General features: G+C 38.4%; 18 protein-coding genes and 1 pseudogene. 7 read left to right on the top strand and 12 right to left on the bottom strand.

Going from position 1 to position 19,401, the window contains the following annotated elements; translation table 11 throughout:
• Positions 1-103: 103 nt before the first annotated feature.
• The 7 genes and pseudogenes from MJY40_RS15530 to MJY40_RS02765 form a co-directional block, all read right to left on the bottom strand.
• Positions 104-904, bottom strand: a pseudogene (locus MJY40_RS15530) (F0F1 ATP synthase subunit gamma); the annotation flags it as partial.
• A 3-nt stretch (positions 905-907) separates the two neighbouring features.
• Complete coding sequence (gene atpA, locus MJY40_RS02790) at positions 908-2,416, bottom strand: F0F1 ATP synthase subunit alpha (RefSeq protein WP_317855561.1); 1,509 nt, start codon at positions 2,414-2,416, stop codon at positions 908-910.
• A gap of 13 nt (positions 2,417-2,429) precedes the next feature.
• Positions 2,430-3,110 (bottom strand): F0F1 ATP synthase subunit B, encoded by a 681-nt coding sequence (atpF, locus tag MJY40_RS02785; protein ID WP_317855560.1) that lies wholly within the window; start codon positions 3,108-3,110, stop codon positions 2,430-2,432.
• 9 nt (positions 3,111-3,119) lie between these two features.
• Positions 3,120-3,344 (bottom strand): ATP synthase F0 subunit C, encoded by a 225-nt coding sequence (atpE, locus tag MJY40_RS02780; RefSeq protein ID WP_317855559.1) that lies wholly within the window; start codon positions 3,342-3,344, stop codon positions 3,120-3,122.
• 33 nt (positions 3,345-3,377) lie between these two features.
• On the bottom strand, positions 3,378-4,280 hold the full coding sequence (locus MJY40_RS02775; protein ID WP_317855558.1) for a FoF1 ATP synthase subunit A: 903 nt from the start codon (positions 4,278-4,280) through the stop codon (positions 3,378-3,380).
• Positions 4,277-4,549, bottom strand: a complete 273-nt coding sequence (locus MJY40_RS02770; protein ID WP_317855557.1) for a hypothetical protein — start codon at positions 4,547-4,549, stop codon at positions 4,277-4,279. Before MJY40_RS02770 ends, MJY40_RS02775 begins: the two co-directional genes overlap by 4 nt.
• Before the next feature lie 801 nt (positions 4,550-5,350).
• Complete coding sequence (locus MJY40_RS02765; RefSeq protein WP_317855556.1) at positions 5,351-5,659, bottom strand: helix-turn-helix domain-containing protein; 309 nt, start codon at positions 5,657-5,659, stop codon at positions 5,351-5,353.
• 113 nt (positions 5,660-5,772) lie between these two features.
• Between MJY40_RS02765 and MJY40_RS02760 the strand changes: the two genes are divergently transcribed.
• The 3 genes from MJY40_RS02760 (at position 5,773) to MJY40_RS02750 (ending at position 9,265) form a co-directional block, all read left to right on the top strand.
• Positions 5,773-5,985, top strand: a complete 213-nt coding sequence (locus MJY40_RS02760) for a hypothetical protein (protein ID WP_317855555.1) — start codon at positions 5,773-5,775, stop codon at positions 5,983-5,985.
• Between the two features lie 110 nt (positions 5,986-6,095).
• A complete protein-coding gene (locus tag MJY40_RS02755) occupies positions 6,096-8,483 on the top strand; it encodes a SpoIIE family protein phosphatase (protein WP_317855554.1) in 2,388 nt (795 codons plus the stop codon).
• Positions 8,484-8,569: 86 nt separating this feature from the next.
• Positions 8,570-9,265: a hypothetical protein gene (locus MJY40_RS02750; protein ID WP_317855553.1), complete on the top strand. Its 696-nt coding sequence runs from the start codon at positions 8,570-8,572 to the stop codon at positions 9,263-9,265.
• Positions 9,266-9,355: 90 nt separating this feature from the next.
• On the opposite strand, the gene MJY40_RS02745 is transcribed toward MJY40_RS02750, so the two are convergent.
• The 4 genes from MJY40_RS02745 to MJY40_RS02730 form a co-directional block, all read right to left on the bottom strand.
• A complete protein-coding gene (locus MJY40_RS02745; protein ID WP_317855552.1) occupies positions 9,356-10,288 on the bottom strand; it encodes a DUF4432 family protein in 933 nt (310 codons plus the stop codon).
• Between the two features lie 80 nt (positions 10,289-10,368).
• Complete coding sequence (locus tag MJY40_RS02740; protein ID WP_317855551.1) at positions 10,369-11,421, bottom strand: substrate-binding domain-containing protein; 1,053 nt, start codon at positions 11,419-11,421, stop codon at positions 10,369-10,371.
• An 84-nt stretch (positions 11,422-11,505) separates the two neighbouring features.
• A complete protein-coding gene (locus MJY40_RS02735) occupies positions 11,506-12,525 on the bottom strand; it encodes an ABC transporter permease (protein ID WP_317855550.1) in 1,020 nt (339 codons plus the stop codon).
• An 11-nt stretch (positions 12,526-12,536) separates the two neighbouring features.
• Positions 12,537-14,042 (bottom strand): sugar ABC transporter ATP-binding protein, encoded by a 1,506-nt coding sequence (locus MJY40_RS02730; RefSeq protein WP_317855549.1) that lies wholly within the window; start codon positions 14,040-14,042, stop codon positions 12,537-12,539.
• A gap of 460 nt (positions 14,043-14,502) precedes the next feature.
• On the opposite strand from MJY40_RS02730, the gene MJY40_RS02725 reads away from it, so the two are divergent.
• The 4 genes from MJY40_RS02725 to MJY40_RS02710 all read left to right on the top strand — a co-directional run bounded on the left by MJY40_RS02725 (position 14,503) and on the right by MJY40_RS02710 (position 18,519).
• Positions 14,503-15,282 (top strand): SDR family NAD(P)-dependent oxidoreductase, encoded by a 780-nt coding sequence (locus MJY40_RS02725; RefSeq protein WP_317855548.1) that lies wholly within the window; start codon positions 14,503-14,505, stop codon positions 15,280-15,282.
• A 49-nt stretch (positions 15,283-15,331) separates the two neighbouring features.
• Positions 15,332-16,480 carry a galactonate dehydratase gene (gene dgoD, locus MJY40_RS02720; protein WP_317855547.1) on the top strand — a complete coding sequence of 383 codons (1,149 nt, stop codon included), beginning with the start codon at positions 15,332-15,334 and terminating at the stop codon, positions 16,478-16,480.
• A gap of 11 nt (positions 16,481-16,491) precedes the next feature.
• Entirely contained in the window at positions 16,492-17,352 is an 861-nt protein-coding gene (locus MJY40_RS02715) for an SMP-30/gluconolactonase/LRE family protein (RefSeq protein WP_317855546.1), read from the top strand.
• A gap of 99 nt (positions 17,353-17,451) precedes the next feature.
• Positions 17,452-18,519, top strand: coding sequence for a LacI family DNA-binding transcriptional regulator (locus tag MJY40_RS02710; RefSeq protein WP_317855545.1), 1,068 nt, complete (start codon positions 17,452-17,454; stop codon positions 18,517-18,519).
• A 118-nt stretch (positions 18,520-18,637) separates the two neighbouring features.
• On the opposite strand, the gene MJY40_RS02705 is transcribed toward MJY40_RS02710, so the two are convergent.
• Positions 18,638-19,312, bottom strand: a complete 675-nt coding sequence (locus tag MJY40_RS02705) for a hypothetical protein (protein ID WP_317855544.1) — start codon at positions 19,310-19,312, stop codon at positions 18,638-18,640.
• Positions 19,313-19,401 lie beyond the last annotated feature (89 nt).

Below are 19,401 nucleotides of genomic sequence, written 5' to 3'. Positions count from 1 at the left end.
CTTGGCACACCTCCTCTTTTTCTTTTTCTTCTGACTCTTGTGCCAGAGCTGCACCACTGATTTCGGCAATTTCCTGTGTGATTTGTGATTGACGTGCCATGTTCAAAGTCAGTTGCAACTTTTCCAATAACTCATTGGCATTGTCGGTGGCACTTTTCATGGCATTCATACGAGCATAATGCTCACCAGCATAGGATTGCACCAATCCATCAAAAATCTGACAAACAATCAACTGATGCACCATCTGGTCAAACAATTCTTGCTCCGATGGACTATATATAGGCTGATTGGATAAGTCATTTTCGCTATTATAATGTTCGAAGTTCTCCAACAAAAGCGGAAGTAATCGTCTTTTATGAGGACGATTGACCACATGGCCATCTGCTTCTTCATAGACAGTATAATACATCCAAATTTCATCTGTTTGATCCCTATCAAAAAGCTCCATCAGTGGAGTTGCCAACTGCGTGGCACTACGAACCGAAGGATCTTGGGCGATACCCACAGCTTCAAACTCTGGCTCAATACCCTTTTTGCGGAAATAAGCTGTTGCAATCACGCCCACTGTAATCAAGTGGTAATCTTCACATTTTGAGATAGCTTCATATGCCATATTGAGTACATTTGCATTGTAACTACCAGCCATGCCCTTGTCCCCAGCAATGACCAAAAAAGTACGTCTTGGACCAGGATGCTCCACCAAATAAGGATGTTTGATTTCCCCACTGGACAAAAGAATATCCTTCATAATGGTCTGCATTCGTTGGAAATATTCCATATTGTATGGGATTCTGTCTGCAAACTTTTTCATGCGTGCAGAGGAAACCTTTTCCATGGCATTTGTGATTTTCTTTGTTTGTTCTACAGCACCAATATGATGTCTGATTTCACTGATACTCTCCATACATCATTCCTCCCAATACCTAGCAAAGGTTTCTATGGCATGACGCAAAGCCTTTCCGTTTTCCAATGTCAACTGCTTTGTTCTATCAATTTCTGCCATCAGTTCCATTTCATGTTCTTGTAAATAAGCAAGTAATTTTTCTTGGAACTTGGCAACTTCAGTTGTTTTGAGCTTAGACATGAAAGGTATATCAAACAAGGTCAGCAGTGCCACTTGCGTGGACAATGGATGAATGGTTTCCTTGGATTGCTTCAAAAACTCAGTGATATTGGCACCTTTGGCAAGCAATGCTCTTGTGGTATCATCCACATCTGCACCAAACTGAGCAAATACCGCCAAATCTCGATATTGTGCAACTTCCAATCGCAAACTGCCAGATACCGCTTTCATGGCATTGTATTGAGCACTTCTACCCACACGAGATACAGACAACCCAACATTTACCGCTGGACGAATACCGGCATGGAACAGTTCACTTTCCAAGTAGATTTGACCATCTGTAATGGAAATCACATTGGTTGGAATATAAGCAGAAATATCTCCAGCCATGGTTTCCACAATGGGCAATGCAGTCATTGATCCACCGCCAAGTTCTGGGGATAATTTTGCTGCACGTTCCAAAAGTCTGCTATGCAGATAGAACACATCCCCTGGATATGCTTCACGACCAGATGGACGTTTCAATAACAATGACATGGTTCTATATGCCACAGCGTGTTTGGATAAATCATCATAAACCACCAAAACATCTTTCCCTTTATACATAAAATATTCTGCAATGGCACAAGCAGCATAAGGTGCCAAATATTGCATAGTTGCACTGTTGGAAGCTGGAGCAGCCACCACAACGGTATGTTCCATGGTACCATCTTCTTCTAATGTGTGTACCAAATTCGACACAGAGGATGCTTTTTGTCCAATGGCACAATAAACACAAATGACACCAGATTCTTTCTGATTCATCATGGCAGACAATGCAATGGTTGTTTTTCCTGTTTGGCGATCGCCAATAATCAACTCACGTTGTCCACGTCCAATGGGAATCATGGAGTCTACCGCCAAAATCCCCGTTTCCATAGGTGTGTTGACAGGCGATCTATCCATAATGGCTGGTGCTGGAAATTCAGTTGGACGATATTCCGTCACATGTAGTGGTTTGCCATCTAGCGATCTGCCAATGGGATCTACCACACGACCCAATAAGTTATCTCCAACACCCACATCAGAAATACGTCCTGTGGCACGCACCATAGAACCTGGTGTAACATAATCACCTTTGGTCAAAAGACAAGCACTCACTTTGTCTAGCCCCAAGTCCATCGCCATGCCATAAGTATCATTTTCAAATTCCAATAGTTCCCCATATTTTGCGCCAGACAACCCTTTTACAGTGACAATGCCATCTTGAGAACTGATGACTGTACCATATTGATAATTGACCATTTCTGGTGTGAAATCTTGCAGTTTTTCTTTGAGAAAGGTTCCTATATTGGTGTTATCAAATTGTAGCATAGGGTTCCCTCCTTTATTGTAGTGCCTGTTTCATCGAATGTAGTTGCGTTGCATAGCTAAAATCATAGACTTGTCCATTGATATAGGCAATAAACCCGCCAATCAAACTTTCATCCTCTTGGACATCCAAATGAAGATTGGTTCCCAATAGGTTTTCCAACATATTGCTCATCTCAGACAATGTGTCTTTTTCGCAGTGAGTAGCTGTTTTCAATGTACCTTTCATAGTACCTTTTTTCTCTTTAGGTTCCACCACTTGTGAAAGAATATCTTGATCAAATTTCAAAACACGACTTGCCATATCCACTGCCAAATCTGCTATGTCCACTTTGGCAGAATCCAAAATCTGTTGTTGTTGGGAAGTGGCTGCAATACGTGTTTCTTGTAGTATGTTTCGAGCCTTTTCCTCTGCGTTGTCAATGATTTTTTGAGCTGCATCACTACCCTTTTTACGACTTTCGCTGATCATTTGTTCACAGGTATCGTTCATTGAAGATAGCTTTTGGTTCAATTCTTGTTTCAAATTTTGTGCTTCCATTTGCTGATTGTCGGCATCCTCCAACTGAGCTGCAACCCTTTCTTGACGAGCAGCCATAAAAGATTGCACAGGCTTGAATACCCACATTTTCAATAAAACAAACAGCACAACAATGTTAATCAGGTGTAGTATAATATCAATCAAATGAAATTCCATATTTCCTCCTTACATAACAAATGCGATGATAAGAGCCATAACGAAGCCATAGATGGCACAAGATTCTGCCAAAGCCAAACCCAAAAGCAAGGTAGCACTGATTTTGCCAGAAGCTTCTGGTTGACGAGCGGTCGCTTCAGCAGCACGCCCTGTACCCAAACCCATGCCAAGACCTGCCAAACCACAAGGTAAAACTGCCAATGCGGCAGCAATTGCAATCAAACCATTTTCCATAATAAAATCCTCCATATTTAATCACTAATATTTTTATGCGTGCGCTTCTTCAGTCGCTTCACCAATAAAGGTGAGTGTCAAGGTAACAAAGATATATGCTTGAATCAATGGATGGGCAACATTGAAATATAACCCAGCCACACTTGGAATGGCAATGGCATGGTTGCCCAACACCACATAGAGCAGTTCCATAACAATCATCCCAGCCAACATATTTCCAAAAAGTCGACAAGCCAAAGAGATTGGCACTGCCAAATCCGATACAATTTTAATGGGTAGAATCATGGCATTTGGACTCGCCATAGACTTGATTCTTCCCCCAAAACCTTTTTTCTTGAAACCATAATAATTGATTAGGAAAAAGGTGATGATGGATAATGCAAATGTCATTGTGATGTCTGCTGTTGGTGCTCGAACACCCATCAATTCCACAGCAGCACAGCCAATCAAAAAGACAAATGTGGAGAACAAATATGCTGGTAAGTTATTGCCCAAATCACCCACGTTGGAATGGGTAAATTTACAAATAGCTTCCACCGCCATCTCCATGACATTTTGTATGCCTTTGGGATTATCAGTCATTTTCGGTACCACTAATAAGCGAAATAGCAATGCCAATATGAGGCAAATTGCTAAAATCACCCAAGAAATCAATACAGTGGTACTAAAATCCATTCCCAAAAACTCTGTTCTAGGTGCCCAGATTTCCACGGCAATTTCTTCATTTTTCTCACCGAAAATCAAGGTGAGTAATTGACCTAAGAAAAACCAGCCACCACCAAGAAACATGGCTGTTGCTATGGTCAACTTAGATTTATTTTCAGGCTTTTGATCTATGCTTTTTTTCAGATTCCTTCGCCAAAAGAAACCCATGTTTGCCAACAAAAGCCCTAGAGCCAACAGCCCTAGCATTAAGATAGAATCCAAAAAAATCAAACCTTCCTTCTCTCTTGTTTTTGCATATAGACTTTATAAGCTATGGCACCTACAACTAGGATGCCACAGATGATGGATGCTGATAAAACCAGCCAATCCTTTGCCAGCCAAACGCACAATCCCAACGCCACAAGTGGACAGAAAAACTGTGCAACGAAATAAAATATCTTCAGCTGATGATTTGCCATGGAACGAATCCCCTTCCAAAGCAAGAAAAATTGCAAACCACCAAAGACGATTGCCAAAACAATGGCTACAATCAGTTCCATAGCTCCCTCCTTTTTTATTAAGCTATCCAAAAATACAAAACACTACAAACCACCAAAACATATCGCAACCTTTTTCAGCAGTTATATCATTTAAATCTAATGCTTGTATGCCTCACCTCCTTTGTTGACACATCGTTCATTGACATATTGTTCAACGAGTACCATACTATATGTTGAACGGTATGTCAACATCTTTTTGAACAATGTGTCAATATTTGTTTTGTTTTAATATTCCTCTAATCAATATCATTATTGCATATTCTCTGCCATTGCACCTTCTAGCCGCAACACTACATTGCCCTCTCGCTCTTTCTTCACCTTATCTTTTGGCTTACTTGCCCCGATTCAAAGGGTCTAACACGACGGGTCATCATTTTGCAAGCAAAATCACCTACGGTGACCGCCACTTCTTTGGCGGTGAGTCCTTAAAAATACCTCCGAAAGTAAACAGTGTGATGTTATAAAGCCTACGATTAGACCATGAGTGACAAGCCCCTCACCTCTTGATTACTGTTTCAAAATATCTTGATATTATGTTTGTGTAGGGGATGGCGTCCCGACATCCCGTTATAAATTGCCACAAAGTTCAAATGTGCCACATCTGTAGGGCAGGGGCTTGCTCCTGCCGTCATGAATAACCACGAAACTCAAGTGTGCAGTTGTAGGGTTGATTCACGAATCAACCGTCGTACTACAGATTATAAGCATAATACGAAGTATATAATAAGTCTCGTTATCTTTAATTTTGGCTACAAAAAAAGTGACGTTTCTACGCCACCTTTTGCAACCCCAATATTGAATTCACATAGTTTGTATCAATTGCAACAACAGCTCTTTTTGTTGGTTTTGCAAGCATGCCCATTTTACCAACAACTCCTGTTGTTCATCCGACAATGGAAATGCTTCTTCTGTACCTGCGAAAAATTGTGCCATTGTCATATCAAACGCATTGCATATTTTTTCCAAAGAAGATAAAGATGGTAACATCTGCTTTTTGTACCAAGAGGATATGGTGGATTGTGGCAATTCTGCTTTTTCTGCAAGCAAATATTCTGTCCAACCTCTGCGTTCCCTTTGTTTTGTAATCTGCCCCAATACATCCATCATCATACTTCCCTCCAAATACTTTATATTGTCGTAATTTTACTACGATAATACATTGCATTTTAATCATTATAATCGTATAATAATTACGATTATAACAACTATTGAGGGGTGATTTTATGGAAACCAACAAAAAAAGCATCATGTATATATTAGAAAAAGAGAATTTACATGTCATACCATCTGATTTGGAATTGGATCTTGGCACTGTATTGCAAAAAATCAAACACATTTTACAAGATGACACATTGAGCAATTCTGAATGTTTGGCTCAAATTGATATCCTTGTTTCTATATTTGAATATCTTGACAATCGTAGTAATTTTCAATGATACATCCTCGAAATATCCTTCCTTTTGTCGTAGTTTGCGAATCCAAGTCTCCAATTGTGACAAAATCCAACACCATCTTTGGATACAATGGAAGAAATGGAGGGATATATATGGAAAAAACAAACATCAATTTGGAAAAAGGACAGTTGGAATCTTACATACAACAACGCAAATTCACCAAAGGAAGCGGTCTACAGCTGCTAAAAACCTTTGGTACTGCAATTCTCATTGGCACTTTGGGTGTCCTATTTGGTCACATCACCTTAGTGCAGTTATTGCATCCTATGGGTATGGTTTTTCTATCTTTTTTCTTTGGAGAAAAACTATTCTTTTGGTTTGCTTGGGTGGGTGTTGCCATTGGTAGCTTGCAAATTTTGCCTACACAGTCTTGGGCAATTCTAACCAGCAGTGCTGCCATCCAAATGACTTTGCATCGCCATCTACAAAGGGATTACACCCTGCGTAAATCTTTGGTCAGTGGATTTGCCATGTGTTTGTCAGGTGTATTTTATGCTTTCTCACAAGGTGGTTTGACCTTCTTCTTCGCACTTGCAGCAGTGGAAACTGCCCTTGTCATTTTACTTTCTTTGATGGGTCAAAAAGCCCTACTCTATCTTTGGCAACGCAACAGTCGCAACATTCCTACCAAAGAAGAAGTGTACAGTCTTTGTTTTTTGGGTGCTTGTTGTTTCTGTGGTGCTTCTGCCATTTCTTCTCCCATTGTACAAGAAGGTGTGGTTGCTGCTTTTGTTGCCTATTGGATTGGATTTTGTGCTTTGCGTGGTGGTTGTGGCAGTGCTTCTGCTGTGGGTATGATTTTTGGTTTTATCTTATATCTTGGTGGTGGCATTCCTTTGATTTGGTTTATCACCTTTGCTGTCAGTGGTTTGGTGGGTGGTATCTTCCAAAATTTTGGCAAAATTCCAATTGCAACAGGCTTACTGCTCACACCTCTTATTTTTCTATTTTATCATGATGGTCTGCCCATTGCCAAATATCTTTCTATGGGTTGGATGGTTGGTATCATTTGCTTTTTGTGCACACCAAAGTCATTTCTTGCCAACTACAGTCGGGTTTTATGGGAAGAATCACAGTGGAAACACCAATATTTATGGAAAAAGGAAATGTTACAAGAGGAACTCCATTCTTATGCCAAAGCATTCAAATCTTTGGCAAAAAACTTTCAATCAGATGCAATAGAAGCTACAAAAATAGACATACCTGCCCTTGTCAATGAACTGACCGATTCTGTTTGCAAAGGTTGTGGTCTGGCTCAGTATTGTTGGAAAGAAGATGTACAACATACATACCCCATGGTGGCAAGTACATTGGCACAGGAACACCCTGTCAACACCATTTCATTTCCCATGCAGTTTCAAGAAAGTTGTGTACGTTTGGATGCCTTTTGTGAGAAAAGCACTCGTATTTTGGAATTGCAACGTCACAAGGAATATTGGTCTGGTAAACTTTTGGAAAATCGTCAATTGATGGGTTCTCAAATGTCTGCTGTTGGTGAAATCATAGAAAACATTGGACAACATTTGGAAACCACCACAAAATTCCATGAAGAGCAAGCAAAAGAAATTTTAGAAGCTTGCAAATCAGAAGGGTTGTCTGTGGAGCATGTGCGTGTCACTGAAAACGATATGCAACAACGCAAACAAGTACAAATTGCCTTTGATGGTTGCAATGGTTTGGGTGTTTGTAGACAGCAAATTTTACACTTGGTGGAGGATGTACTTCATTGCAAAATGACCATTTCTTCCAATTGCATTTGCCCACAAAAGGCAGATACCCCTTGTTTGCTCACCTATTTGGAAGAACCACCCTATATTTTGACCACAGCAACTGCATACTTACCCGCTTCTGACACCATTACAGGTGATGCTTCCTCTGTTTTGTACACAGAATCTGGTGGTGTTTTGATGGCATTGTCTGATGGTATGGGTAAAGGTGCTGGTGCTGCCAAAGAAAGCATCGAAGCCATTGAGCTTTTGGAGCAATTTATGGAAGCTGGATTTGACACCAATTTGGCTGTTCAGCTCATCAATTCTGCGCTACTTTTTGGTAGTGGTGGTGATACCTATGCCACCTTGGATATTTGCCACATGGATTTGTTTACTGGTGTTGGTGAATTTATCAAAATGGGGGCTGTTGCTTCTTATATATATCGTGGTGAACGTTTGGTGTCTGTGGAAACCCATTCTTTGCCTGCTGGTATTTTGCAACAAGTGGAAGTCATCAAGCGTGCATTCACGTTCAAAGATGGTGATTTGATTTTTATGATGACCGATGGTATCACCGATATATTTGGTGGCGAACATGAATTGGAATCTTGGCTGAAAAAACGGTTGCACAAAAACCCCATGTCAAACCCTAGAGATTTGGCGGATTTGGTGCTAAAAGGTGCCAAGAAAATCTTATTGGAATCGCCTTCTGCAAAGGAAAGAGCTGATGATATGATGGTTTTGGTGGGTCGTTTTTGGAAGCATATTTGAATTATAAATATTCCTAAGTGCCATTTGACATCACCTGTTTATAAGGGTATACTTTTATTAAAAAATATACCCTTAAGGAGATTATTATGACAAAAGCCGAAGCCATCCATTCTTTGTGTGAATATTTAAGATCTGAAGGTTATTCACAAATCAATGACTATAGTTTTGAAGAAACTTTGAGACAGTTCATCATAAATAACGGGTATTTTGTGCGAGGATTTGGTAAAGATACAGAAACCAATTCACTAGAAGGCTCTACCTCTTACACCCGAAGTCTGATTGACAGCGGAAAGATTCCCTATGTTTCAAGAATGGGTTCTACCTATATATTGAACAATGGAACTTCCAACTATAAAGGGCTCAATACATATGGTGTTACTCAGCAACAATCTTCCCAAAGACAACAAGTTTGGAGACCTTCTGCCAGTTCACAACAACCAAATGCTTCTACTGGCTTCCAAACACAACAATGGAATTCTTCCGGCAGTTATCAGGCTCCCAAACAAACACAAACTTTTTCTAAGCACACCAGTCAGAGCAATGCTTCCTTTATGACTCAGATTCGTAGCTTATTGAGTTTGCTTATTTTCTTGGCTTTTGTAGTGAATATTATACGTATGATTTTCTTTGGTCTTTCTCTATCCAATCCACAATTTTGGGCATTGCCAATTGGTCTTGGTGTTACAAAAGAAGCACTCTTTGCAGAAAACACTGGTTTCAACCTGTTGGGTAGAACTGTGATTACCATTGCTGTTTGGATGGCAGTTGCAGCATTTTTATAATTGAAATCAAACTCCCTTTTACAATATGTGTTCATTTTCTTGATTTTTTGAATACACTGATTGCAAAAGGGATTTTTTTGATTCATCTATTTATTTTTTGTCTTGTAATACAATGGAAAGGGTAAATTCAAATGTTTCATTTGGTTGCAACACTGGACAGTTTCCTTTTTGGTTTGCAATTTCCACACTGTCATAATATCCGCTTGTTGGTTCCAATGCACAGTTCCATTCACCTCTATAGCCACCAGCTGTTATCCAAAGTCCCAAATAAGGTAATTTTTCTGTATCGAATACAATCGACGCTTCCATATTTGATTTTGGATATACATATTTGCAAACACCTTCTTGAATTGGTTTTTTTGCATAGTATTTCAATGTTCCATAGTCTGGAAATTTTGTCAAATCCAGTTTGCCTGTTGGTACATCTGCAATTGGATATTGTAAAGTGCTTCCTGCTTCACCCAACCAGTCACCCGTGAATACATTTTCCACTTCTGTCACTTCCTTTGGCATTAAAATACGCATACCTTCTTCGTATTTCACCAAACAATGACAGGTATAAAATGCTGGAAATGCTCGTTTGCTCTTATTGAAAATACGATATGCACAACACAACTGATTTTCTTCCAAATAAACTGTTTTTTCAAATTCATAACCAAAAACAGGACTTGTGTAAGTCAAATGTACTGTTTCACCATCAATTGTTGCTGTGAAACAAGCACTCCAAATTTCTCCATGATCTGGATAGTGCATTGATTCTCCAGCCACTTCCACTTCACCAGCATCTACATTGGGAAATGCATCATCAAATCCACTTGCATCATATTCTGAAAAATCTGCTCCCAAAAATGGTTCTCCATATTTTTTTTTGGCATTTTGATACAATAGTTCAAATCCAGTTTTCTTGTACACAAAAGAGATTATTTTTCCACCACAACGTGGAAGAAGGATTGCTTGCACCAAATCATTTTCAATTTGAATACAGGTTTCGCCAAGAAACTCTATATATTCTACCATTTTCATCACACTCCATCTGATTTTTGATAGCAAAAAGGGTTGCACCCTCTTTCATGCAACCCTCTACCTGCTATTGAACCAACAATTTATTTGATGTATTCTGGCATAATTGCAGCCAAATCATCGCCTTTTTCAACAATTGTTGCACCTACAGCATATTCTGCTGGAATTTCTGTGCCATTTTCCAAATAATCAATCATTTTTGTTGCAGCTGTACCACCGATATCACGAGCGGAGAAGTAAGCAGCAGCTTTGAAGCAAGAATCTTCATTTTCGAATTCATCTGGACAAAGGTAAGCGCCAAGACCAACTACCATAGAGTCAGCACCCAAACCAGCAGATTCAATTGCACGAGCAGCACCTTGGCTACTTTCATCAGATACACCAATTACAAGCCATTTTGTGATTTCAGGATGTCCTGTTACAACAGCATTAGCGGATTGGTTACCATCTTCTGCGGAAGTATCACAATCTGCGAAGAATTGACGACTTTCTGGGAAATCTGGAATGCCTTCTGCGATTGCTTCACGTTCACCCACTGTACGAGGTACACAAGAAGAAACTGTTTCAGCTGTCATATACAAAATACCAAAGGATTCATCATCTTTAAGGTCGTTGTCAAGAATATAATCAACTGCCCATTCACCAACGGATCTACCAATGTTATAAGCATCGATACCTACCCAAGGAGCAATTTTTGTACCATCTTCTTCTTGCAAAGCATCATCAACTGCGATTACAGGAATACCTGCTTCATCCAACATTTCAACTGTTACTTGACTCAAGTTTTGGTCTGGCAAACAAACAAGAACACCATCAACTTTATCTGCAATAACTGTATTTAAAAGTTCCATGTATGTAGCAGCATCGCCATCACAATCCAAGAACTTCCAGTTGTAACCTGCATCTGTTACCACTTGACCTGATGCAGCACCTTCTTCGATAAACCATGTCATTGTACCCAATTTGTAGATACCAACAATATTTCCTTTGGAATCTCCAGAGCTGGTTGTTACAGCTGCCGCTTCACTGGAAGAATCCGCTGTTGTTTCTGCTGTTGAAGAGCTACTACATGCTGTCATAGACAACACCATTGCTCCAGCCAATACAATTGATAATAATTTTCTAGCATACTTCATACTACATCTCTCCTTTTCTGATTAGTACCCTCATTGTTATGTTAAAACAGTTACCCTCTGTAACCATAAAAACCAAAGTAATGGCTATTTGCTCAATTTGGGAATTTTAATGCCCCTTGTTTCCATACTTTCAGCAAGCAATTTTTTATCTCTCATACGTTTTCTATAGTAGTCAAATGCAAGTGCAATAACCAAAAGTGTACCTTGTGCAACTTCTTGCCAGAAAATTTGTACACCAATCATATTGAGTCCAGTGTTGAACCCTTGCAACAACAACATCCCTAAGAATGTTCCAAAAATGGTACCAATACCGCCTGTAAATGCAGTGCCACCCAATACTGCTGCTGTAATCGCATCAAATTCCAAACCAACACAAGCAGACGGTTGACCAGAATTCATACGAGCTGCCAAAAGCACCCCTGCAAATGCAGCAAGTCCAGATTGCAAAATATGTAATTTAAAGGTAATGGAAGTTGGATTCAAACCAGCCAAACGTGCTGCATATCCATTTCCACCAAGTACATAGATACTACGTCCAAAATGAGTTTTTGCCAAAACAAGTCCCAATACAACAAATGCAATCAACAACAATACAATTGGCAATGAAATGATTCCAAATACTTTGTAGCTACCAACCATTCTAAATGTTTTGTCACTAACAGCAACTGCTTTACCACCACACAAAATATACGCAAACCCACGTACAACTGACATGGTTGCAAGTGTTGCGATAAATGGTTGTAATTTCAAAAATGTAACAAGTGATGCATTGACTGCACCAACCACACAACCCAGCAAAACAGCAATTGCAATGGATACCAAAGCTGGAACTCCTAGTTGTGTCAAAAGTGCAGCAACTACACCTGCACAAGCTGCAACAGACCCTGCTGAAAGGTCATTTTGATTGGCAATGATCAACATGGTTTCACCAATTGCCACAAAGCCTGCCAAAGAACAAGCAACCAAGATATTTGTCATATTCGCTGATGTAGCATAATTGGGATTCATGTATGTAAATACAATAACCAGAATCACCATTGCAACCATCAGTGTAATTTTTTCTGCAAAATCACTTTTCTTCAATTTTGTTATCAAAGCACCCATACATATCCCCCTTATACAGCTTCACTATCTGGACTAGCCATTGCATATTTCAAAATTTGTTCCTCGGAAAAATCTTTTCTCAACAATTCTCCTGAAATTCGCCCTTCTCTCATAACCAAAATCCTATCGGAAATGCCTATAATTTCTGGCAACTCTGAAGATATAACAATTACTGCCATTCCTTTTTGTGCACATTCTGTTATGATTCGGTAAAATTCTGATTTGGCACCAACGTCAATCCCTTTTGTGGGTTCATCCAAAACCAATACCTTTGGGTTTGTTTTCAACCATCTTGCCAAAATAACCTTTTGTTGATTACCGCCTGATAGTTGCAGAATCAATTTGTCTGAATTTGGTGTTTTTATATTCAGCTGTTGAATCATTTCTTGAGCAATTTCTTCTTCTCCATTTTTTATGAATCCAATTTTATTGATTAATTTTTTCAACATGGAAATGGTGATATTGCCTCTAACCGATATATTGGGTAAAATCCCTTGCATTTTTCTATCTTCTGGAACCATTGCAAAGCCATATTCCAATGCTTCTGCTGGTGATTTTGGTCTGATTTCTTCTCCTTCAAGGATAATTTTTCCACTATACATAGGATTCAAACCAAAAAGTGCATTCATGGTTTCTGTTCTACCAGAACCAACCAACCCTGCAAAACCTAATATTTCACCTTTGTGTATTTTAAAGCTCACCTTGTTTACATAAGGTGTCAGCATTTCATCCACTTCCAGCAAAACTTCTTCAAAAGTCTCATTATGTGGCAATCCATTGAAAATATCTCCCAAGGAACGCCCTACCATCAAACGAATCAACTCATCTTCAGATGTGGTTGCTTGATCCACAACATCTACCAAAGTACCATCTTTGAATACAATTACCTTTTGTGCAATTTGAGCAATTTCATTCATGCGATGTGATACATAGAAAATAACCTTTCCTTCTTGTTTCAATCGTTCAATGATTTCAAACAAAATATCAATTTCTTTGTCACTCAAACTTGCAGTCGGTTCATCAAATGCAATGATTTTAGAATCTCTAACCACAGCCTTCATAATTTCAACCATTTGTTGATGAGCTATGCTCAACATCCCCACCTTCATATCTGGTTCAATGTCCAATCCAAAGTTGGTTGCGATCTCTTTTGTTTTTTGATTCATTGCTTCAAAATCAATTTCTCCAAATTTCCCTTTTGGCCAATCCCCCAAAAAAACATTTTCTGCCACAGTCATATCCAACAAAATTTGGCGTTCTTGATAAATAACACTGACTCCATGAGCCAAGGCTTCTTTGGGTGTTTGAAAACGAATCGGCATATCATTTATAAGATATTGTCCACCATCAGGTTGATAATCGCCATTGAGGATTTTAAGCAAAGTAGACTTTCCTGCTCCATTTTCACCTAAAAAAGCATACACTTGACCACTTTCAGCCTTAAAACTGATGTCATCTAGAGCTTTTACACCAGGGAATATTTTACTAATATTTCTAAATTCAACAGAATTTCCCAATTTAAACTCTCCTTCCCTTTTATTCTAATACCATTTCGTTTCCCATATTTTTCTTGTGTTTACGTTAACATTCTTCAATTATAAACTTGCATTTTTATATTGTCAATCTTTTTATATCTTTTCATCACATTTGTCAATTTTTATTATGTTTTTTTGTGCATAAAGTATAGTTCTTGTTTTTTATAACGATAAAGCTTTTTTCGGCTTTCTGAATTTTCAACATTGTATTTATTTGTACACAGAATTACTTGTATGCTATCTATTTTAAATATCTATCATTCTTTTACAAAAGAAATTCCATTAAATATCGAATTATATATTGTGCATTTTTAACAACTTTTTTAATTTTTTCAAAATCTTATTGTCTTTTTTTGACATGATGTTATAATGTAGTTAACGTACACACTTTTGTGTTACTTAATTTTCATTGGTACTTTAATTTACGAAAGGGGTATATCTTATGGAAAAAAAAGCAGCTCTTGTTACTGGAGCAAGTCACGGAATTGGTAAAGCCATTGCCATAGCTTTGGCAAAAAATGGTTATGATGTAGGCGTTAACTATTGTCGTAATGAAGCAGGTGCAAAAGATACTTGTGCCCAAATCGAAAGTGCCGGTGGTAGAGCAATTGCCATCCAAGCCGATGTTGGCAATATGGAAAGTCTCAAAAATATGTTCCAAACATTTGCAAAATTTGCACCTTCTCTTGATTTGATGGTCAACAATGCTGGTGTCAGTGAATTTTATCCATTGCTTGAAGCAACTGAAGAACAATGGCAACACGTCACCAATACAGATTGGAAGTCTGTTTATTTTGGAACACAAATGGCTGCTAAAAATATGGTTGCTCACAAAAAAGCTGGTGTCATTATCAACATCACTTCCAACCATGTAGATGGCTGTTTCCCTCTTGCAACAATTTATGCACCTACCAAAGCTGCTTCCACTAAATTTGCAGAAAATGCAGCTGTAGAACTTGCACCTTATGGTATTCGCATTCTTTCTCTTGCACCTGGTTATACCAATGTTTGGGCTGATGATCACCCAATCCAAGAAGTCAAAGATCGTATCTTGAGCAAACGTTTTGCTGCACCTGAAGAAATTGCTGAAATTTTGGTATTCCTTGCTTCTGAAAAATGTAGTTATATGACTGGTACTCGTGTCACTGTTGATGGTGGTGCTTTGTTACCTGTTGTTCCAGAAAATGCGATGGATGCTGAATTTGTACCTCCACTTTCTTAATTCTTGTTGTATCAACTGCGTTTCGTACAAATTTAGAAGGAGAATACTTATGAAAATAGCAAAAATTGAAACTTTTAGAATACCACCACGTTGGCTTTTGGTTCGCATTGAAACGGATGATGGTTGCGTTGGTTGGGGTGAACCTGTTGTAGAAGGACGTGCTTCGACAACCGAAGCATGTGTACACGAATTGAAACCATATTTGATTGGTGAAGACCCTCGTAGAGTGGAACACATCTGGCAAACCATCTATCGTGGCGGTTTTTATCGTGGTGGTCCTGTACTTTCCAGTGCATTGTCTGGCATTGACCAAGCTCTTTGGGATATCAAGGGCAAAGACTTAAATGTACCCATTTACGATTTGTTGGGTGGTAGAGTCCGTGATAAAATGGAAATGTATAGTTGGATTGATTCCGATACAGCTGAAATTGCTGCCAAAAGTGCATTGGAAAAGAAAGCACAAGGCTTCAATAATGTAAAAATGATGGGTACAGATGCCATTGGTTGGATCAATGACCACAAAACGATTACCACTTTCTTGGAAAAAGTACAAGCAGTTCGTGATGCTGTTGGCCCTGATTTTGGTATTGCAATCGACTTCCACGGACGTCCTCATAAGGGTACTGCCAAAACAATTTTAAAAGAATTGGAACCTTTGAAACCTATATTTGTTGAAGAACCTGTTATTGTTGAAAACATCGATGCCTTTGCTGAACTACACAAATCCACCTCCATCCCACTTGCAACAGGTGAACGCAATTATATGCGTTGGGGATTCAAAGATTTGTTGGAAAAAGGTTGTGTCGATATCATTCAACCAGACCTTTCACATGCTGGTGGTATTTCAGAAGTAAGACGTATTGCCGCTATGGCAGAAAGCTATGATGTTGCATTGGCTCCTCATTGTCCTTTGGGTCCTGTTGCTTTGGCTGCTTGTTTGCAAATTGATTTTGCATGTATCAATTCCTGTATCCAAGAACAAAGTCTTGGTATGGCTTACAACAAAGGTCAAGAACTTGGTGCTTATTTGAAAGACAATGCTGTATTCCACTACGAAAATGGTTTTGTAGTGCCTATGAAAGCACCTGGTTTGGGTATTGAAGTAGATGAAGAAATCATCCGCAATATGGTTGAACCTAATCTTGAATGGAAAAGTCCTGTTTTCCATCATAAAGATGGTTCTGTTTCTGAATGGTAAGGAGGTTTTGTATGCTCAAACAACTAAACGTTCCAACTTGTGTTTTGGGTGAAGGCCCACTTTGGCACGAAGAAACCAAAGAATTTGTGTTTGCAGATATTATTTCTGGCATATTATATGCTTATGATCCAACCGATGCTTCTTTGGAATGTCGTGTTTTGCTCAAATCAAAATATCAACTGGGTGCATTTGTTTTCGATGAAATGGGTGATTTGATTGTATTGACAGAAGGCGGTGTATTCCACTGTCCATATGGCAAAGACGAATCTCATTTTACATTACTTTTTTCTATACATATGGATGCATCTAGTGGAGAAAGATTCAATGATGCCATTTGTGATGCTGCCGGCAGAATCATTTCTGGTACAAAAAAAGAACAAAATACAGAAGGTACCCTATGGATTTTTGAAACCGGAAAAGAGCCTAGAGTTTTATTAACAGACTTGGAAATTACAAATGGTATGGGCTTTACCAAGGATCACAAAACCTTTTACCACACAGATTCTGGTAAAAGAACCATTTATCAATATGACTATGATTTGGAAACAGGTTCCATTTCCAATCAACGTGTTTTTGTGACCTTAACCAGTGATGATGGTGCTGTTCCTGATGGTATGACGGTTGACCAATTGGATAACATCTGGTCAGCTTGTTGGGGCAATGGAACCGTCAATTGCTATGCTCCTGATGGCACTGTAATTAACTCCATAGAAGTGTCTGCTACACAATCCAGCAGTTTGACTTTTGGTGGTGAAGCGTATACAACTCTTCTCATCACTTCTGCTGCTGTTGGAACATCTGGCGCTCCAAATGGGAATATCTGGATTACAAGTTGTGATTTTGTTGGCAAAAAGGAATATCGTATGAAATAATCAGCTTTAATTGTTTTATATTACTTTACTTTTCTATTAATTTTATATATAATTTAGTGGAATTCAAGTTTCTAAATTGTATTGAAAGGAAGAATTGATATGACGCAACAGGCAACCATTAAAGATGTTGCTCGTATGTCTGGTGTTTCCATTGGAACTGTAGACAGAGTAATTCATAAAAGGGGTAAAGTTTCTAAAAAAAATGAAGAGGCTGTTTTACGTGCCATTGATGCATTGAACTATAAACCCAGTCAAATTGCACGTGCATTGGTGAAAAGACGCTATGCCTACACAATAGGTGTCTGTTTACCTGGTACAGAAAATGATTTTTGGATCAAATCACGTCGTGGTGTGGAAGCTGCCCAAAGTAAATTGACTCCTTTTGGCGTGGAATTGATTGTGGAATATCCACATACATACAACTTCCAAGAACAAATTGAATCACTCAAACGACTGATTGACAAAGGTGTAAATGCCATTCTTTTATATCCTTTCCAAGGGGTGCAGGATCAATCTCTAATTGATGAAATTATTCCTAAAAACATTCCCTATGCAACGGTTTTTGAGAACTGCCCTTCTCCAAGGAAATTATTCCATTATGGACCTGATAATCTTTCTATGGGTAAACTTGCTGGTAGACTTGCTGGATTGTATACCAAAAATGATTTCAATTGCCTTGTGATAGCACCAAATAAACGATTTTTTGAAACTCAACAACGTATTGCTGGATTTACTGCACTTATGGAAGAAAACTATCCAAATGCAAAAATTTTAGATATCTGTGACATTCCTATGGATGATGAAATTTTATCTTATCGTGAAATCTACGATATTGCCATGGAAAAAATCAACGAATATCCTGAATTGGATATTATTTATGTGACAAACGGATTGACACAATGGGCTGCTGCTGCTGTTAAAAATATGAAACTGCAAAATAAAATACAGGTCATTGGATTTGAAAAAACACCTATGACACTTGATTTTATTCATGAAAAAATCATTTGCGCTACCATTGACCAGTGCCCCGAAAAACAATGGTGTGATGCCCTTTCCATTATGTTTGAATATTTAATGGGTCAAAAAACAATTGCATCTTCCATCATAAATTCTCAATGTTCCATTGTTATGGAAGAAAATATACCATTTTTGGACACAGACTCTTAATTGTCTTTTGTTACAAACTTAAAATGCATTGCAAAAAAATAAGCCCAGTTCAGATATTTTTCTGCACTGGGTTTTGGTGTATTCTGAAACCAATATTCACTGATATTGCCACTTTGTTTCAACTTCTATTTTCTCTACACAAACTCAAATTACAAGCTTTTGCACACATCTTTTTCACTTCCACCAATGCATATTTGCTTTTTTCCCAATACAATATGCTTAGAAATGCTATGCCTGAAGAAATGTATATGACTCTGTTTTCCAGTATCATTTGCGGTTCCAATGCAAACAACAATGGTGTATGAATCATCAACAAATCCCATCCTCTGCAAGGGCAACCGCAACAACAAATTACATCTTCACCCTTTGGATCTGAAAATTTACGCAACAAACAATATACATTGACAAAAAAGCGATCCAAAAACAAAAAGAAAAAAGTGCAACTATAAAAATACCAATGCTCTATTTGTGCCACAAATTTTCCAACTGTACATAGTACAATGAATGCCAACCAAAACAAAAATACTTTGATACGAAATGGCTGATATTTTTTAGCAAATTCTTTTTTTGTAACACTTGGATAGTTCTTTTCTTCTGCCTTTTGATAGCTGATGATTCTATGAATCCCTTTGTAAAATAAAATGCAATATAGCACCACCAAAGAAAGATAAAACAATTGTGTATTGTGCAACCACATACCATTGACAAATGTACAAATGGTGCCCATTACATAAACCCATCTATAATACCGATATTCTCTGAATTTCGCAAAACAATTCCCCGCTATTTCCATTTTGCATCTCCTAAATATATCCCTATACGCCCAAAAACCACTATGTCTATAGTATATGACTGGGTTGCAGTTGTCAAATGATAAAATGA

Origin of the sequence: Chakrabartyella piscis (assembly GCA_030067835.1) — a bacterium.
In the GTDB taxonomy this organism is placed as follows: Bacteria; Bacillota; Clostridia; order Lachnospirales; family Anaerotignaceae; genus Chakrabartyella; species Chakrabartyella piscis.
The sequence above is the reverse complement of the archived record's forward strand: the minus strand, read 5'-3'. Positions and strand labels throughout refer to the sequence as shown.

Bases quoted from the DNA above. Each gene is read 5' to 3' on its own strand.
- atpA (WP_317855561.1), bottom strand. From the start codon at position 2,416: ATGCTACAATTTGATAACACCAATATAGGAACCTTTCTCAAAGAAAAA.
- atpF (WP_317855560.1), bottom strand. From the start codon at position 3,110: ATGGAATTTCATTTGATTGATATTATACTACACCTGATTAACATTGTT.
- atpE (WP_317855559.1), bottom strand. From the start codon at position 3,344: ATGGAAAATGGTTTGATTGCAATTGCTGCCGCATTGGCAGTTTTACCT.
- MJY40_RS02770 (WP_317855557.1), bottom strand. From the start codon at position 4,549: ATGGAACTGATTGTAGCCATTGTTTTGGCAATCGTCTTTGGTGGTTTG.
- MJY40_RS02765 (WP_317855556.1), bottom strand. From the start codon at position 5,659: ATGATGATGGATGTATTGGGGCAGATTACAAAACAAAGGGAACGCAGA.
- MJY40_RS02760 (WP_317855555.1), top strand. From the start codon at position 5,773: ATGGAAACCAACAAAAAAAGCATCATGTATATATTAGAAAAAGAGAAT.
- MJY40_RS02755 (WP_317855554.1), top strand. From the start codon at position 6,096: ATGGAAAAAACAAACATCAATTTGGAAAAAGGACAGTTGGAATCTTAC.
- MJY40_RS02750 (WP_317855553.1), top strand. From the start codon at position 8,570: ATGACAAAAGCCGAAGCCATCCATTCTTTGTGTGAATATTTAAGATCT.
- MJY40_RS02745 (WP_317855552.1), bottom strand. From the start codon at position 10,288: ATGAAAATGGTAGAATATATAGAGTTTCTTGGCGAAACCTGTATTCAA.
- MJY40_RS02740 (WP_317855551.1), bottom strand. From the start codon at position 11,421: ATGAAGTATGCTAGAAAATTATTATCAATTGTATTGGCTGGAGCAATG.
- MJY40_RS02735 (WP_317855550.1), bottom strand. From the start codon at position 12,525: ATGGGTGCTTTGATAACAAAATTGAAGAAAAGTGATTTTGCAGAAAAA.
- MJY40_RS02725 (WP_317855548.1), top strand. From the start codon at position 14,503: ATGGAAAAAAAAGCAGCTCTTGTTACTGGAGCAAGTCACGGAATTGGT.
- dgoD (WP_317855547.1), top strand. From the start codon at position 15,332: ATGAAAATAGCAAAAATTGAAACTTTTAGAATACCACCACGTTGGCTT.
- MJY40_RS02715 (WP_317855546.1), top strand. From the start codon at position 16,492: ATGCTCAAACAACTAAACGTTCCAACTTGTGTTTTGGGTGAAGGCCCA.
- MJY40_RS02710 (WP_317855545.1), top strand. From the start codon at position 17,452: ATGACGCAACAGGCAACCATTAAAGATGTTGCTCGTATGTCTGGTGTT.
- MJY40_RS02705 (WP_317855544.1), bottom strand. From the start codon at position 19,312: ATGGAAATAGCGGGGAATTGTTTTGCGAAATTCAGAGAATATCGGTAT.